Origin of the sequence: Protofrankia sp. CiP1_Cm_nod2, assembly GCF_920664355.1 — a bacterium.
Classification (GTDB): domain Bacteria; phylum Actinomycetota; class Actinomycetes; order Frankiales; family Frankiaceae; genus Protofrankia.
Genome location: NZ_CAKKTL010000045.1, coordinates 15,471 through 30,371, shown reverse-complemented (window position 1 = coordinate 30,371; position 14,901 = coordinate 15,471). Strand labels below are relative to the sequence as shown.

Below are 14,901 nucleotides of genomic sequence, written 5' to 3'. Positions count from 1 at the left end.
CGGTGCTTTCGGTCGTGGGTCTGGCGCACGTTGGCATACCGCGGGCCCGCCGCGGCCCCACGCGCCGCCCCGGCACGGTCTCGGCACGCTGTCACAGCCGTCGTCGCCGGTCCGGCGCCACGTCCGATACCACGTCCGGGGTGACCTCCCGGACACGGACCGGTTGGTGCAAGACTTGCCCACATGCCGAACAGACCCCGAACCCGTACAACCCGGATCGTCGTGGCGGGGGCTGGGCTACTGTTTGTCACCGGTGCCACCGCCTGTGGCTCCGGCGGCGGGACACCGGCACCCGCGACGCCGTCGCCGGCCGCCGCCCCGCTCGGCGCGGAGGCCGGCGCCAGGGCGCAGACCGGCAGCGACGCTTCCTCCCCACGTCCGCCGGCCGGCCCCGGCGGCCAGTTGAGCCCGGCGCCCGGATCGCCACCGCTGTGTACCGAGGCGGGCCTGCGGGTGGCCGCGGGTGCGTCCGCGGGTGCTCCGTCCGGGGAGCGCCAGGGGTTCGTCGTCGTTCTCACCAGTTCCTCAGACCAGCCGTGTTCGCTGATCGGCTATCCGTCCGTGGCCGCCACGGACGACAACGGGCGGCAGGAACGGCCGGCGGCCCGCTCCGAGGGCGGCAACCTGTTCCGGGTGGGCCCGCCCGAGACGGTGGTCCTCCAGCCGCGGGGCACCGCGTCGTTCGGTGTCGAGTGGACGGCCGTACGGTCCGGCGACGAATCCGCCTGCCTGCCCTACGAGCAGTTCGTGGTCATTCCGCCGCACCAGACCCGGGTCCAGGTGGTGGAGCGGCAGACAACCATCTGCGACGCGTTCCAGGTGCACCCTGTCGTGGCCGGAACGGCCGGCACACGGCCCCGGTAGCCGGAATTCGCACCTGTCGACACGGCCAGCCAGCCCAACCGGTGCTGGCGAACGCGTGAATCCTGGGTGAACTCGGGGCGGTACGGCGGTAGGCCGTCTGGCGCTATGACGGTGTTGTAGAGCTCTGGCGGTGCCAGAGCTCTACAACACCACCCCGTTCGTCAGGCCGTGGTTTTTCGTGCCACAATTTTGTTACACGACGGTTTCGTCATGCCATGGTGTCCTCCTCTTACGAGGACGCCCGTGCACCCGAGATAGCCCGTAGCCGGGGCACCGCACACAGCTGTTGCGGGTTCCATCCGAGCTCTGAATACACGTCGTTGTCCTGCCAGCGGGCCAACGCTTCCCGGTCGAGAGCCGCCAGGGATTCCGGCAGTGCGTTCAGGTGGTGCCACTGCAGACGGCTTGCCCGGGGGTCTGCGCCCGGTGTGGGTATCCCGCTCCAGTGGGTCAGCCGGAAGAACAGCCCCAGCCGTTCACCGCCGCCGATGAACCGATGATGGGCTACATGCGCGAGCCACACATGGGTCGCCATTGTCATCACCGACAGGGTCTCGTCGGCTATCCGCAGCACGGCCTCGATCGCGGGTTCCCCACTGCCAAGTTCGGACCACGGTAACTGCCATGGTGAATCCGACTCGGCGCCACGACAGAGCAGCACCGATCCGTCCACGCGCCACATCAGCACATGAACGTCGACCGGCAACCCCGTGCCCGGGCCGGCATTGTCGACCATCACCACTCCCACCCTCGGCGGGTGTCGCCAGCAGTGGCACCAGGCCACGGATGTGCCCACACCCTGTTCCAGAGGAGCCGCCCCGCGACCGCCCTGCCATCTCCTTGCAGCCGGCTGGCCATCCCGCCGGCACAGTCGTCCGTCCGTCCGTCCCGAAGGCCGACGATCATCCGCTGTCCGGATTCACTTCCCGCAGCGGGGAGGCATTCCGCGCCTGAGCCGGTGATTCGGAAAAATGACGGCGTATGCCTCATTGGCATGTCCGTGAACCGCTCTGTCGACCGGCACCCGATCACATTGCCGTGCTGCCGGTGGTGAACCGCCGTGACTCCGGATCGTCGGATGACCATGACGACGGGCACTGTTCCGGTGATCGGTGACGGCGTCATCGGCGTCGTCGAACACCGGGTGTGTCCGTGGGTTGTCATCACGGCCTCCCGGAACCCCTGCGTGCGTGACATCAGCATGGCTGCCTGCACATCATGGCGTTCGTTGCGTGCAAATGCAAGACACGGGTGCACGTGCAGAAGGTGTCGGAACCGGTGAGGTCGTGAAGATCGGGTGTCATACTCTTGTGCTCAGACGATGGTGAAGGGGGTGGGTTGTGACGGCGCTTGAGTCCGGTGGGGGGCCCACCGTGCGCCGGATTCTCCTCGGCTCCCTGTTGCGGCGGCTACGTGAGGAGAAGGGCATCAGCCGCGAGGAGGCCGGGTATAGTATCCGGGGCTCCGAATCCAAGATCAGTCGCCTGGAGCTGGGGCGGGTCAGCTTCAAGGAACGGGACGTAGCCGATCTGCTCACCCTCTATGACGTCACGGACGACGCCGAGAGAGCGCCGCTGATGGAGCTGGTCCGGGAAGCCAACACACCGGGCTGGTGGCAGAATTTCACCGACGTCCTCCCGAGCTGGTTTCAGTCGTATCTGGGCCTGGAAGAGGCCGCGACTCTGATCCGGACCTACGAGGTCCAGTTCATCCCGGGCCTGCTCCAGACCGAGGACTACGCGCGCGCTGTCATCACACTCGGCAACAGCGGTGCCCGGCCCCAGGACATCGAGCGCCGGATCAGCGTGCGGATGAACCGCCAGAAACTGCTCGCCAGACCATCGCACCCCAGATTGTGGGTTGTGATCGACGAGGCCGCGCTGCGGCGTCCACTTGGCGGCCCCGCGGTGATGCGCGCTCAACTGGAACATCTGATCGAGCTTGCGAGCCGGCCCAATCTCAGCCTGCAGATCATGCCTTTCCGCTTCGGCGGACACGCGGCCGAGGGCGGCGCCTTCTCCATCCTGCGTTTCCCCGAAGCGGACCTGCCGGACATCGTCTACATCGAACAGCTCGCCGGCGCGGTCTACCTGGACAAGCGGGAGGACGTGGACCGCTACATGGAGGCGATGGACCGTCTCTGCGTCGACAGTGTGCCTCCCGCCGCCAGCATCGAGGTACTGAACAGGATCATAAGGGAGAGCTCTGCTTGAGAGGGCCCGTACCGGGCGGGCTGAAGCAGGCAGGCTGCCTCAGCCTCCGCGCACACGGGCCCGGGCCCCGGCGGACCAGCGCTACCGCAGGAATTCGTCGAAGTCGCCGTCCCTGGCTCCGAGGATGAGCGCCTCGATCTCGGCCTGGGTGTAGATCAGAGCTGGGCCGTTCGGGTCCCTGGAGTTACGGACCGCGATGGTCTCCGGCGACAGCCTTGCCAGTTCGACGCAGTTTCCCTGGGAGTTGCTGCGCCGGCTTTTCTTCCAGGTGACCTCTGGTAACGCGGTTGTGGAAATCCCGTTGTAGATCTCGGGCAAGTCGGCCTCCTTCGTGTGACAGGAACGAAACAATATGATCATGAATTCCGGCGTCCAGGATGCCGCCCGAATCCGGGGTCCGGAAGCGGGTCTGGAAGGCTCGGTTCCTCCGGGGCCGTTGCCGGGAGCCGGTCTCGGACGCCCGGTAGGTATCTCGGGCCCGACCGCGGGGCCATAGTGATCGTGGCATGGAATGCGGCCCGGCCCAGTGCCGCGTCCGGTACCGCGGACGCGGCACTGGGCCGGGCCGTAGCAACCGCGACCCGAGCCCTGCGTGGACCACGTTCCCTCCCCGCCTGCCGATGAGCAACTGGACGGTCAATCATCAGCGCGTGCATATGCACGTACTTCGCGGGAAGGATACAGCACGGTCATTCGCACGTGCATATGCGAGACCGGCCCCAGGGTGTGGTTACTGGCCGTGCGCTTCGGCCGACTTGCCGGCCGGCATCTCCCCGTCCGCTCCGGATGCGCCGAGGTGGACGAAAAACAAGATCGTTATTGCTGTTCGGGTGGTGGCCGTTTTCCGATCACCGTTATCACGAAGCGTATCGGTTGACGCCGAGCGCTCCCCCCCGTCGTTCGGGCGTGGACGTCTGGAGCGTCGAGCTCGGGGTGTGGGGGCTGGAGCGTGGAGGGCTGCCCGGGATGTGGCGGTTTTTGCTGGCCGCATGCGTTGCACATGGTCCCGGTGCGCTAGTATTCTTACTATCTGTAATTTTGTTAATTCTCGTCGTTATCGCCGCGTACGGTTCGTCCGCTGCGGGGCACCACCGCTTGGCCAACCTGGGGGACGGTCATGGTGCTGGGACGGGTTGAGCGGCTCGTCGAGCGGGTCGCGGTGGTTGAGCAGGTCGCGGCCGAAGTCAGCCTGCGTACGTTGCGCAATCAGTGGGACGAGGTTGGGCAGCAGCTTCTCGACCTGCTAAGAACCCCCGAGCTGCTGCGGATCACCGAACTGGACCGCCGGCTCGCCGGTTTCGACATCGCCGCCTTCCGTTCCGCCAGCACACGTGTCGAGCGGGACCGACGTGTCGAGGAGCTCGTCGCCGTCCACGACGGTGCCAACCGCCGGCTGTGGGAGGCCGAACGGGCCCGTGACAGCTGCCGGTCGGCCGCCAGCGACGCGGCCACCGCCCTCGCGGCGGTCGAGCGGGCACGTTCTGATCTTGCTGAGGCCATCCGGTTACGCGCCGAGGTCCAGCGGTTGGAAGCCAGAGCCGCTCACACCGCCTCCATGGTGCTTTTCGCCGAGAGACGGTTACGGGATGCTCGCAGACAGCGAGACAGGCTTGCCAACGACTGGCGGAGTGACCGGTTCGGCAACCGCAACGAGCGATCGCGTCTTGGGGGCCTCGTGTCGCGACGGCAGAGCGAGTTCGGCGCAGCCGTGGCGGCAGCCGCCGAGGCGGACCGTCGGCTCTGTCAGCACCGCGCGCGTGTCGAGCCGCTGATCACCGCTCACGAACGGGCCGCCGCGTCGGTGACTGCCGAGGAGATCGCCCGTCGGGACGCCGCCGCGGGCCGGGCGTGGTCGGCGCTTGCGGAGGCGAACCGGGTCTGCCGTGCCATCGCCGAGGAAATCGATCATTGTGAGGCTGCCCTGGCCGAGGTGGCCCGACAGCCAGGCGCGACCGACGAGGACCGGCAAACGGTCGAGGACGCGGAACGCGATGGCTGTTCGGCGCTCATCCGTGAGCGGGAACGCCTGGTGGAGCTCGTGGCCCCGCTGCTCGCCCGCCGCAGGGATCTGGAGCGGCGCTACGAGCAACTGTTCGCCGACGCGGCGGGATATCCGTCGGAGGAAGCCTGCTGACCGGCCGACGAGCTGGCGCGGACCGGCGGGAGGATAGAGACGGCCAGGAAGAGAACGCGGGATACAAGCCAGAGGTATCCGAGAAAGAACGTCAGGGCGCGCCGACGGGCCTGCCCACCGTACCGCTGGCCAGGACCTGGCGTCGCGTCAGCCGGGGAGGAGAGTTCCGCATGACCCGCGCCGGTGACGTCGTGGCGTTGTCGTGTCGTTCCGGCTCCGACAACGCCACGGACGGGACCTCTGCCGTATCTGCCCTCCTGCTTTCCTAGTTGTTCCGCCAGGGGCCGGTGATCGCGATGGTCAGGCCGTCGACCTGGGCGTTGGCGTACAGCCACGTGCCGTCCGGGGAGAACGTCACGCCGGCCCACTCACCGTCGGAAGCGACGTTGCGTGCCAGCGGATAGACGGTGCCGTCGTCACCCACGACGGTCAGGTAGTTCTCACCGTCGCCGTCCTCGGCGAGCACGATACGGCTGCCGTAGGGAGAGATGGTGATGTTGTCAGGGCCGTCGAAACGCCCGCCCGGGGCGATCCTGACCACCAGTTCGATGGTCGACTTCCGCGGGTTGAACTCCCAGACCTGCCCCTCGTGCACACCTGCCAGCCTGGAGCTGGCCTTGGCATAGCTGGAGACGATGTAGGCGCTCGTCCGCTCCCAGAAGATTCCCTCGGCCTTGGACACGCGGGTGACCGCGTTGTCGGCGAACTGCTTGCGGACCGGTGTGGTCGTCGCGTCCGGGTCGGGCACGTCGACCCAGGTGACCGGCAGTGTGGTGCCGAGCTCGGTGAACACGGAGAGATCGGGTACGTCGGCCACCGCGAGTGCCTGCAGCTTCCCGCCCGCCCGCAGGCTGCCCGGGCCGCCCAGCGGCTTCGCCGGCAGGAACCGGTAGATCAGCCCGAGCGGCGAGCCCGCGTCCTCGGTGAGGTACAGGACCCCGGTCTTGGGGTCGACCGCAACCGCCTCGTGCGCATAGCGCCCGAGCGCTTTCAGCGGGACGGCCTCGGTGTCGTTCAGGCGGCCCTGGGGATCCACCTCGAAAACGTAACCGTGCTTCTTGGTCAGGCGGGCATCCGAGGCCGGGGTCAGTTCGGTCTCCTCGCACGACAGCCATGTTCCCCACGGGGTGTGGCCGCCGGCGCAGTTGCGGATCGTTCCGGCGAGGCTCGCCACCTGCGAGAGCAGTTGGCCGCCCTCGACCGTGACGGTGGTGGTGCCGCCCGCGGCACCCGGGTCGTAGACGAGCCCGGGCAGGTGCGGAACCGGGTTCGCCGCGCCGGGGGAAAGCTCATGGTTACGTACCAGTACCGCATTGTTGCGCTTGCGTCCGGGGAAGGCGAACATGCCGTCCGGGAGCCCCGGAAGTTTCTCGCCCGTCAGCACCGTGTCCACACCGGCCCGGGAGAGAACCTTGTACTGGAAGCCCTTGGGGAGGTCGGCGATTTTTGCGGGGTCGGGGATGAGCTCCCCATAGCCGTGGAACCCGTTCGGCGTCGCGGCCGAGGCAGTCCCACCGAAGATCGAACCAACCGCTCCTGACAACACGAATCCCAGACCCGCCGTTCCGGTGCCGGCGATGACCTGGCGACGACTCACAGACATGGGTAATTGTCCCCTCTTTGAAATACCGGGTCAGCACGTTTGCAGACCTACGTGGACGCGAGGCAACACCCAGTCGAACGGCAGTCGACCATCTGATCTATGTATTCCGCCGGATACTGATCACGGGGCCGGATTCATTGAAAATTCATCGGAAGTTCCGTTTTTCGGAAATGCTGGATTCGGCTCGCGGCAAGCCGGGAGTCACTGCTCCCGGCACCCTCGCGGGCAATGCCCGTAACGAGCCCGCCACGGGGCCCTGCTCGGATCCGTCCAGCTTCTGCGTGCGCGGCCGCCGGGGCTCAGGCCCTCGCGGCCGCCGCACCGGTCGTCATGTGGTCTCCCGGGCCTCGCGGTCGAACAGGGCTTTCAGGCCTGCCAGGGTGATGATGGCGCTGATGGTCGCCCCGTTCGCCAGGATGATCGTTATTTCGTTGGTGAGCAGACCATAGCTCAGCCACAGAGTCACCCCCAGCCCGAGGATGCCCAGATAGGTCCAGGAGATGTCCCTGGCGGACCGTGTCCGCCAGGACCGCAGGAGCTGTGGCAGCCAGCATCCCGTCGTCAACGCGCCTGCCAGCAGGCCCAGTATCGTCATCCGCGTCCCCTCCCGTTGTTCCGGTCGAGGATATAGCCGAAGATATAGAGGTCTGCCGGAAGCGTTCCGAAAGATCCGAAAGAAAGGTGTTCACTGGCTGGCTGCCCCCTTGACCGTGCCGGTCGTGCCATGGCCTGACCTGCGGCTGTATTGTTTGCGTGCTCGAGGGGCGGGCGACGTCCTGTGATGCTTGTCATAGCGCGTCATGCGCGCTCCTGGGCCGGTGCACGGACGAATCCGCGTACCCACGGTAGCCGGTATGCCAGTGCCGTCGACGCCGAATACCCGCGAATACCCGCTGCGCGGGATGCTGTCGTTGAGTGTACCCGAGCGGCTTCGCCCTGGCCATTCGATGGAGCTCTGAACATTTGGCGGGGGTCGCCGGATGTTCTGGCATGAAATCCTTGGCGGAGGGGTGCGTCCGGCCGGTTCTCGCGTTACCGTCAACATGTCCACGTTGGTTGCCTGGCTTCGCCCCTGAGCCGTCGGAGTGATGGGCATGTACGTGCAGGTCGGCTGGCTGTCCGCGGGCTGTCGTAACCGGCCCGCATATTCTTCTGGTCGTGGGCCGCAATGAGCCGGCCCGTGGGCTGGGACGTTCTCGGCCTGGATGCCGATCCGACGCCTGGCGACCCCTCTGCCGTGCGGGATCTCGCGCGCCGGCTCCTGGAGTTCGCCGCGGACGTGGAACGCGCCCGCGGCCAGGTCGCCGCGCTGACCGCCGACGGGGCCGCGCGGTCCTGGCTGGGGCGGGCCGGCGACGGCTACCGGGACGAGCTCGGCGAGTTCCCCGGGCAGTTGCGTGCACTCGAGACGTCCCACCGCATGGCCGGGGACGCGCTGAACGCCTACGGGCCGGTCCTGGAGACGGCGCAGGCGCAGGCGGATGCCGCGCTCGCGAGCGGCCTGGACGCGTGTGCCCGCCGCGATCAGGCCCATGCGCTGGCCGCCCTGGCGCGGACCGCGCTGATTTCCGCGTCGCCCGCGGTGGCCATACCCGTTGCTGTACCTGCCACCGCCGTACCGGGCGTGTCGGCCTCAGGCCTCTTCGCCGGCCCGGTCGAGGCGCCTCCACCTGATCCGGCCCAGGTCACGTGGGCGATCCACGACCGTGACACGGCCATGGCCCGTCTCGAGCGGGCGAGAAGAACCTTCCAGGACGCGCAGGCCGACCTGGACACGGCCCGTCGCCTCGCCTCGTCCGCGCGGCAGATGCGGGAGGATGCCGCGACGATCTGCGCGGCCGCGATCCGTGCCGCTTCCCGGGCGGGAATCCGGAACAGGTCCCGCCATTTCTGGGAGGTCGTGACAGAACACGCCGGGCGATTCTGGAACGCGGCTGTCCGGGCCGCGAAAACCACCGTCGCCGTCCTGGGCGTGGTCGCGCCCGTCATCGGTGGGCCGGTCGCGTGGGTGGTGTTTGCCGCCGCGCTCGTGGTCCTTGCCGACACCCTCGCCCGGTATGGCGCCGGCCGGGCCTCCCTGGGGGATGTCGGGCTTGCGCTGCTCGGCTGCGTTCCCGGCGGCGGCGGGCTCGTCACGCTCGGCGAACTCGCTCGCGACGCACATGGCGCCGGCCAGGTCCTGACCGGGGGGCGGCTCCGTTCCGCGCCGGCAACCGGCGGCACCCGCCTTACGTCGCTGGCCGCCGACATCCGGAGCCTGCGGGTACGCACCAGCACACTGTCGCGGAACTTCCCGGGCCGGCACCCGCCGACGGGCGAGGGGGCCGTGAACGCCGACGGTGCGCCGCCCATCGCCGATGGCGCGACCGCCGGCTCGGCGGGTGCGACGGGGTAGGCCGGTGACGGAGGGCTCACGCCCACCGCTGAACAGAATGCCGCCGTGGACCGTTTCCTGGCGCAGGCCGCCGGGGCGGAACCAGATATTCGCGCAGCAAAGTTATCACTGACGGTGGCACGTCGGCCAGACGCTGATGACAGCTTCGACGCGAAAACGATCGGGCACGCGCTGTACGAGCAGGCTCGGTTACCCGGTGCCAGCGCGGCGCGTCGAAGCGAACCCGACGCGGAACAGGACGCGGTCCTCGTCCGGGTACCTGTTTCGGCCGGCGCCGTGGATCTGACGCAGGGAGTGGATCCGACGTAGGGAGTGGAGACACACGGAACGCAGGCGGCGGATCCGACGTAAGGAGTCATGATGAGCCGGACGACGTACTACTTCGCGACCAATCCGTTGATTCCGGAAAAAGGGTGATAAGCGTTTTCCGTCACCGGAACGGTACGCGGCCCGTGGACGAGGTTTTCTCCCGGGACGGACGATGGCACACGACCGGCTACAGGGCTCCGCGCACCTTCTCCCATCCCCGATGACCCGCCCATCCCCGATGGCCTGTCCGTTCCCGTCGACTGTCGGATGCGGAGCGTCACCTGATTACGATCAGCGCTGTGCTTCCCGACCCCGGGTGGCCTGGCCTCGACCGGGCACATGCGCTGGCCGAGCAGGCGCTCACCTCATATGATCTTGGAGTTGCTCCCGTCGTCGGTCTGCTGGGAGTTTCGGAGAACATCACATACCAGGTGGACGACCTGGCCGGGGGGCGCCGGTGGGCATTACGGCTGTACCGGCCCGGCTACCACCCGCCTGAGGAGATCGTTTCGGAGCTGGCCTGGATCCAGGCGCTGCGTCATGACGGCGTCATCCGTACGCCGCGGGTGGTTCCGAGCCGTGACGGGGAACTGGTAACCGCGATCGCGCATGACCCACCCGTCCCGGGGGCGCGGTCGGCTGGTTCCGGTGGGCCGCGCTATGCGGCGCTCTTCGAGTGGGTGCGGGGATCCTCGCCGCATCCGTCGGACGCCGCGGGCCTCCTGCGTGGGTTCGGTGCGCTGGGTGAGATCACGGCGCGGCTGCACCAGCATGCCCGTGCCTGGCAGCCACCGGCTGGCTTCACCCGGTTCGCCTGGACGTGGCGGACGACCCTCGGATCGGAGGGCCGGTGGGGGAGGTGGCAGGACGGGATTCGCATCGCAGCCAACGGCGACCGGAACGGGCCGAAGATGATCGACAGTGACGGGATCGCCGTCCTGGCGCGGGCGGCCGAGGAGATCCGCCGCAGGATCGAGCGGTTCGGCACCGGGCCGGACCGGTTCGGTCTCGTCCACGCGGACATGCGCCTGGCGAACCTGCTGGTCGACGGGCGGTCGGAGGAGCCAACGGTCATCGACTTCGACGACTGCGGGTTCAGCTGGTACCTCTTCGACCTGGCCGCGTCCCTGTCCTTCATCGAGCATCGGCCCGATGTGGGCGGCCTCGTCGATGCCTGGCTCACCTCCTACCGACAGCACATGCCCGTGTCGGCCGAGGAGGAGGGCATGATCGCGACGTTCGTCCTGTTGCGCAGGCTGTTGCTGGTGGCATGGCTGGGCTCCCGCCCGGAGGCGGACGCGGTTGCCAGCGTCGCCGAGTACGCGACGACATCCTGCGATCTTGCGGATGACTATCTCAGCGGATCATGTTTGCTGACTCTTCGGTCGTGAACATGTGATCTTCGCGTGTGTCCTGGGCTGTTGTGACGCAGTCGTTTCCCCCTGTAGTAGCTGGACGGTAGCGTCAGGGCGCGTGGAGGGCGTTACCCGATATGCAAGGATGAGCTCCCCGCTGGGGCCGTTGCTGCTCGCTGGTGATGATGTTGGCCTGTGCGCGGTCCACATGGGGGAGCGGGCGGCGGGCTCCGGGTGGCCGGAGGTCATCGAGCCGGATCCGGCGTCCCTGCGGGACGTGATCGAACAGCTAGAGGCGTATTTCATCGGTGATCTGCTTACTTTCGACGTCCCGCTGCATCCGGTCGGCACGCCGTTCCAGCGCGCGGTGTGGGAGGCGGTGGCGGCCATCCCCTACGGTGCGACCAGCAGCTACGCGGAGATCGCCAGAGCTGTCGGGCGGCCGTCGGCCTTCCGCGCGGTGGGGCTCGCCAACGGTCGTAATCCGCTTCCGATCATCATTCCGTGTCATCGTGTGATCGGCTCCAGCGGCTCTCTGACGGGGTACGCCGGTGGTCTCGGCCGTAAGCGGCACCTTCTTGATCTCGAGCGTCGCACCCTTGGCCGCGGCTATCAGGATGATCTCGGGCTCGCTACTCTCGATTCCGCCGATCTCGGGCCGCGTCGGTTGGCTCCGGAAGAACCGATCATGGCTGTTCCGTCGCCTCGGACCGTGACATAAGCGGTTGCTCGTCCGGACTGGGGGCAGGGCTCGACGACCACTGGTTCGATCATGTTTTCGTTGCGTAGCGTTTTGTTTTGTCTTTCTACAGGATGCGGTTGAGGCGCCGTGTGGCCCGTCCCGGTCCCTGTCGTGCCCGATTTGTTGATCTTTTGGATTCGTGACCCGGTCGTTCGATGTGTTATTTTGGGTATCCGATGATTTTGTGGTGGTTGGGGCGCTTCGTCGCCGGTGATGGATCATCTGGGCGGGCTCTGCTGTCCGCCTCTCTCCTTGCGTGGACGGTTGAGATGACCGCCAAAAGAAATGAATCAGTTACCCAATTCTGACACAACGACTTCGTGAAGTTGTGTTGTCCTCGTGTGGCGATGGTGGTCGGCGGGCGCCTCGTCGTTCTTGCTGACGGAGTACCTTGCTTGAACGCGGATCGAACGATGTCGGCGCATCCGACAATAGGATCTTGGATTGAGGAATGAGGGTGGGGGCGTGCACCCGGGCCCACCGGATCAACTTCCGGGCCTGCCGGATCAGCGTGACTGATCCGGCAGGCATCCCGGAATCGGTGGGAGCCCCGGGAGCACCGGCAAATATGATCGTGTCACTTCTGACCCGACGGTGACGGAGGAATCCGGGCCGTCGGTGACGCGCCGGGAACGCGGTCGTTCCGTCTTTGGTCCAGAGTGTGTCCGATGGATGTTGGTCGTCCGGGCGGTCGCCCGCGCGACCGAACATCCATCAGATACGCCATAGGCCAAGGCATCCGCCGTCATGTCGGACGCTGTCCCTGGCGATGTGGCACGACGTGATGTGACGTGGCGTCTCCGGTGATGTGGAGTTCCCGACGGGAAGCCCTCCGCCGTCAGCGGGACGCGCTGTTTGGTCGATACCAACTGGCCGGAAGGAGGAATGTGGCCGACAACACACAGGTGTCGGATGCGAAGGCCGCGGCCGGCAGGCAGCTTGCCATCCCTGGCGTGCTGGTGCTCATGCCCACGCCCGATTCCGGTACACCAGTGGCGGATCCCTCGGCCTGGCAACGCGCGGTGCTGCGCTCGCGCCTCCCGCGCGCCGCCAAGCTGGTCGCGCTCGCGCTCGCCAGCCACTGTGGCCTCCGCGTCGGCGAGCTGGTGGTCCCGGGCCTGGACGGATCCGTGGCGGTCTGCTCTCCGGGGCTTGTGACGCTGGCCTCCGAGACCGGCTACAGCCGTACCCACGTGCAGCGGCAGATCCGGCTGTTGCGGAATCTGGGCTGGCTGCTCGGGCTGAGCAGGCCCGCCGTTCGCCGGCCCGCGAGCTTCGCGCTGACCATGTCCGGTCAGGTCCGCACGGGCGGACCAGCCCCGGTGGTGACTGATACTCCGGTAGCGGCTGGCCCGGCTGGCCCGGCTGCTCCGGCTGCTCCGGCTGGCCCGGCTGGCCCGGCTGGCCCGGTTAGCCCGGTTAGCCCGGTTAGCCCGGTTGCTCCGGTTGCTCCGGCTGGCCCGGCTGCTCCGGCTGCCACGGCTGCTCCGGTTGGCCCGGCTGCTCCGGCTGCCGCGGCCAGCATGGCCGCGGCGTATCCGAGGAGCCAGCGAGCCGACGCCACGCCGGCCACCGTGGCGTCCCGTCGCCGGGCCGGCCCGCGGCCCGCCTCGGACCGACCGAGCGCCGCCGCCCGACGCCGCGCCCGCATCACGGGCGCCGCGATGGCCAAGGCGCTGATGGTGGTCGGGGACAACTCCGTGGTCACCGCGTCCGTCCCCGCTGACTCCTTCTCCACGGCCGTGCCTCCGGTGGGCCCTGCCACGAACATGATGACGTCGCCTTCCGTTCCGCGATCCGGTGCTGCCCCGGCCGCGGACACCTCGTCCGTGCCTGGTGCGGGGGCAGCCGGAAGCGCACAGCCCGAATTCCCCGAAAGCGCTCAGCCCGAAAGCGCTCAGCCCGGAAACGCCCGCTCCGCAACCGAGCAGCCGCCCAGGAGCGACCAGACCGGGGGCGCACCGGGCACGACGACCACCTCGGACGCGGCGGTCGTCCAGGACCGGGTCATTCCGGTGATCGGGAGCCAGCCGGGCGGAACCGTGCCGGGCGGAACCGTGCCGGGCGGGAGCGTGCGGGCTGGGGCGGCGCCGGCGGACGGGAGCGGGCCGGCTTCCGCGGGGAACAGCCAGGCCTGGCCTGCCTCCCCGCAGCGGCTGGTCGCCGAGGCGGCCGGGCAGGTCGTCGTCACGCTTGCCCGGGCCATCCGACGTGACCCGCAGACCCTTGCCGCCGCCCGGGACCGGATCGTCCGCATCCTTGTCGCCGGCTCGTGGAACGCGGCGGAACTGGCCATGCACCTGGTGGACACCATGGGTGCCGGCGCCGGAGCCGGCCGGGTGGACGATCCCGTCGATCATGTGTTGCGACGGCTGGACCATCTGCCGGCGTCGTCCGCGGAATGCCTGTGCCGGTCGTGCCGGTCGTGGGCCCCGGCACCTGCCGCCACTGATCATCGTGCCGGCCCGGCCACCGCGGCCGCGCCGGCGGCGGCCCCGTCGCCCGTGGCGGTACCACTGCGGGTCCCGTCCGGCCTGCCGGAACTTGCCGCGATAGAGCAGGCGGCGGCCGCCGGAGCCGCGCAGGCTCGCGCCCGTCCACCTCGCGCCACCGGTGCTGCCTGAGCGCCGGTCATGTTACCGTACGTATCCGTCATGACCGGCGGCGCGCGTCGATGGCCGCCGGTCACCGGAGAAGATCGGCACGAGTGTGTTGCTGTGTACGTTGACGTACGTTGACGCGGCCAAAAAGCGTGCACAACAACAAACTTGCCTGGATCGTGGCCTGTACGGGCGGTTGTGGACGGGATGCGCGCTGCTTGACCGGCGCTCCAGGCTCGACCGCCACTGACGGCTGTCTGGAACGTCGGCCGGTCTGCCGCTGGGCAGGCGTGTTGCCTTCGTGGCCGATGCGGTGATGATGGGAGACCGCGGGCCCACAGGTCGGGGCTTCCGCGTAGGCCTGAGCAGGCTCCCGCCGAACAGGGCCCGCGCGGGACGGCGATCTCCTGGGCGCGGGATACACGTGGTGGGGGTGAGCGTATGTCCGGTGGCGGTGCGCGCGACAGTGCGACCGATGGGACGACCGCCCGGGGTGCGGCGCGCCAGGGCCGGTTCCCTCGTCGCGAGAAGGCTCGCGACGGTGCGGGGAAGTGCGCGCCCGCCGTGACGACCGGGCCTTGGACGGCTGGGCGCTGGACGGCTGGGCGCTGGCGGCTGCCGGTCCTTTCTCGTGCCGGGGCGGAAGAGTCTCGTGCCGGATCGGAAGAGTCTCGTGCCGGATCGGA

At 68.3% G+C, this 14,901-nt stretch carries 12 protein-coding genes; 8 read left to right on the top strand and 4 right to left on the bottom strand.

Going from position 1 to position 14,901, the window contains the following annotated elements; all coding sequences use genetic code 11:
* The first annotated feature begins 222 nt into the window (after positions 1-222).
* Positions 223-864 carry a DUF4232 domain-containing protein gene (locus tag NBW84_RS07470; RefSeq protein ID WP_250282977.1) on the top strand — a complete coding sequence of 214 codons (642 nt, stop codon included), beginning with the start codon at positions 223-225 and terminating at the stop codon, positions 862-864.
* A 229-nt stretch (positions 865-1,093) separates the two neighbouring features.
* Here NBW84_RS07470 and NBW84_RS07465 read toward each other — a convergent pair whose 3' ends face one another.
* Positions 1,094-1,600 carry an NUDIX domain-containing protein gene (locus tag NBW84_RS07465; protein ID WP_250282980.1) on the bottom strand — a complete coding sequence of 169 codons (507 nt, stop codon included), beginning with the start codon at positions 1,598-1,600 and terminating at the stop codon, positions 1,094-1,096.
* A gap of 604 nt (positions 1,601-2,204) precedes the next feature.
* Here NBW84_RS07465 and NBW84_RS07460 point away from each other — a divergent pair.
* Positions 2,205-3,077: a helix-turn-helix domain-containing protein gene (locus tag NBW84_RS07460; protein ID WP_250282975.1), complete on the top strand. Its 873-nt coding sequence runs from the start codon at positions 2,205-2,207 to the stop codon at positions 3,075-3,077.
* A gap of 81 nt (positions 3,078-3,158) precedes the next feature.
* Here the strand turns inward: NBW84_RS07460 and NBW84_RS07455 are convergent, their stop codons facing one another.
* Positions 3,159-3,395, bottom strand: a complete 237-nt coding sequence (locus NBW84_RS07455; RefSeq protein ID WP_250282973.1) for a DUF397 domain-containing protein — start codon at positions 3,393-3,395, stop codon at positions 3,159-3,161.
* A 799-nt stretch (positions 3,396-4,194) separates the two neighbouring features.
* Between NBW84_RS07455 and NBW84_RS07450 the strand changes: the two genes are divergently transcribed.
* Positions 4,195-5,211: a hypothetical protein gene (locus NBW84_RS07450; RefSeq protein ID WP_250282971.1), complete on the top strand. Its 1,017-nt coding sequence runs from the start codon at positions 4,195-4,197 to the stop codon at positions 5,209-5,211.
* Between the two features lie 265 nt (positions 5,212-5,476).
* Here NBW84_RS07450 and NBW84_RS07445 read toward each other — a convergent pair whose 3' ends face one another.
* Together NBW84_RS07445 and NBW84_RS07440 are read right to left on the bottom strand one after the other, a co-directional pair.
* Entirely contained in the window at positions 5,477-6,814 is a 1,338-nt protein-coding gene (locus tag NBW84_RS07445; protein WP_250282969.1) for an alkaline phosphatase PhoX, read from the bottom strand.
* A 328-nt stretch (positions 6,815-7,142) separates the two neighbouring features.
* Positions 7,143-7,409 carry a SemiSWEET family transporter gene (locus NBW84_RS07440; RefSeq protein WP_250282967.1) on the bottom strand — a complete coding sequence of 89 codons (267 nt, stop codon included), beginning with the start codon at positions 7,407-7,409 and terminating at the stop codon, positions 7,143-7,145.
* Positions 7,410-7,994: 585 nt separating this feature from the next.
* On the opposite strand from NBW84_RS07440, the gene NBW84_RS07435 reads away from it, so the two are divergent.
* The 5 genes from NBW84_RS07435 (at position 7,995) to NBW84_RS07410 (ending at position 14,239) form a co-directional block, all read left to right on the top strand.
* The gene (locus tag NBW84_RS07435) at positions 7,995-9,209 is read left to right on the top strand and encodes a putative T7SS-secreted protein (protein WP_250282965.1); all 1,215 of its coding nucleotides are present in this window, start codon (positions 7,995-7,997) and stop codon (positions 9,207-9,209) included.
* A gap of 45 nt (positions 9,210-9,254) precedes the next feature.
* Positions 9,255-9,518 (top strand): hypothetical protein, encoded by a 264-nt coding sequence (locus NBW84_RS07430; RefSeq protein ID WP_250282963.1) that lies wholly within the window; start codon positions 9,255-9,257, stop codon positions 9,516-9,518.
* A 299-nt stretch (positions 9,519-9,817) separates the two neighbouring features.
* On the top strand, positions 9,818-10,909 hold the full coding sequence (locus tag NBW84_RS07425; RefSeq protein ID WP_250282962.1) for a phosphotransferase: 1,092 nt from the start codon (positions 9,818-9,820) through the stop codon (positions 10,907-10,909).
* A gap of 109 nt (positions 10,910-11,018) precedes the next feature.
* Entirely contained in the window at positions 11,019-11,594 is a 576-nt protein-coding gene (locus tag NBW84_RS24140) for a methylated-DNA--[protein]-cysteine S-methyltransferase (protein ID WP_445548660.1), read from the top strand.
* A 1,685-nt stretch (positions 11,595-13,279) separates the two neighbouring features.
* A complete protein-coding gene (locus NBW84_RS07410) occupies positions 13,280-14,239 on the top strand; it encodes a hypothetical protein (RefSeq protein ID WP_250282960.1) in 960 nt (319 codons plus the stop codon).
* The last annotated feature ends 662 nt before the right edge of the window (positions 14,240-14,901 follow it).

Bases quoted from the DNA above. Each gene is read 5' to 3' on its own strand.
- NBW84_RS07465 (WP_250282980.1), bottom strand. From the start codon at position 1,600: ATGGTCGACAATGCCGGCCCGGGCACGGGGTTGCCGGTCGACGTTCAT.
- NBW84_RS07450 (WP_250282971.1), top strand. From the start codon at position 4,195: ATGGTGCTGGGACGGGTTGAGCGGCTCGTCGAGCGGGTCGCGGTGGTT.
- NBW84_RS07445 (WP_250282969.1), bottom strand. From the start codon at position 6,814: ATGTCTGTGAGTCGTCGCCAGGTCATCGCCGGCACCGGAACGGCGGGT.
- NBW84_RS07440 (WP_250282967.1), bottom strand. From the start codon at position 7,409: ATGACGATACTGGGCCTGCTGGCAGGCGCGTTGACGACGGGATGCTGG.
- NBW84_RS24140 (WP_445548660.1), top strand. From the start codon at position 11,019: ATGAGCTCCCCGCTGGGGCCGTTGCTGCTCGCTGGTGATGATGTTGGC.
- NBW84_RS07410 (WP_250282960.1), top strand. From the start codon at position 13,280: ATGGCCAAGGCGCTGATGGTGGTCGGGGACAACTCCGTGGTCACCGCG.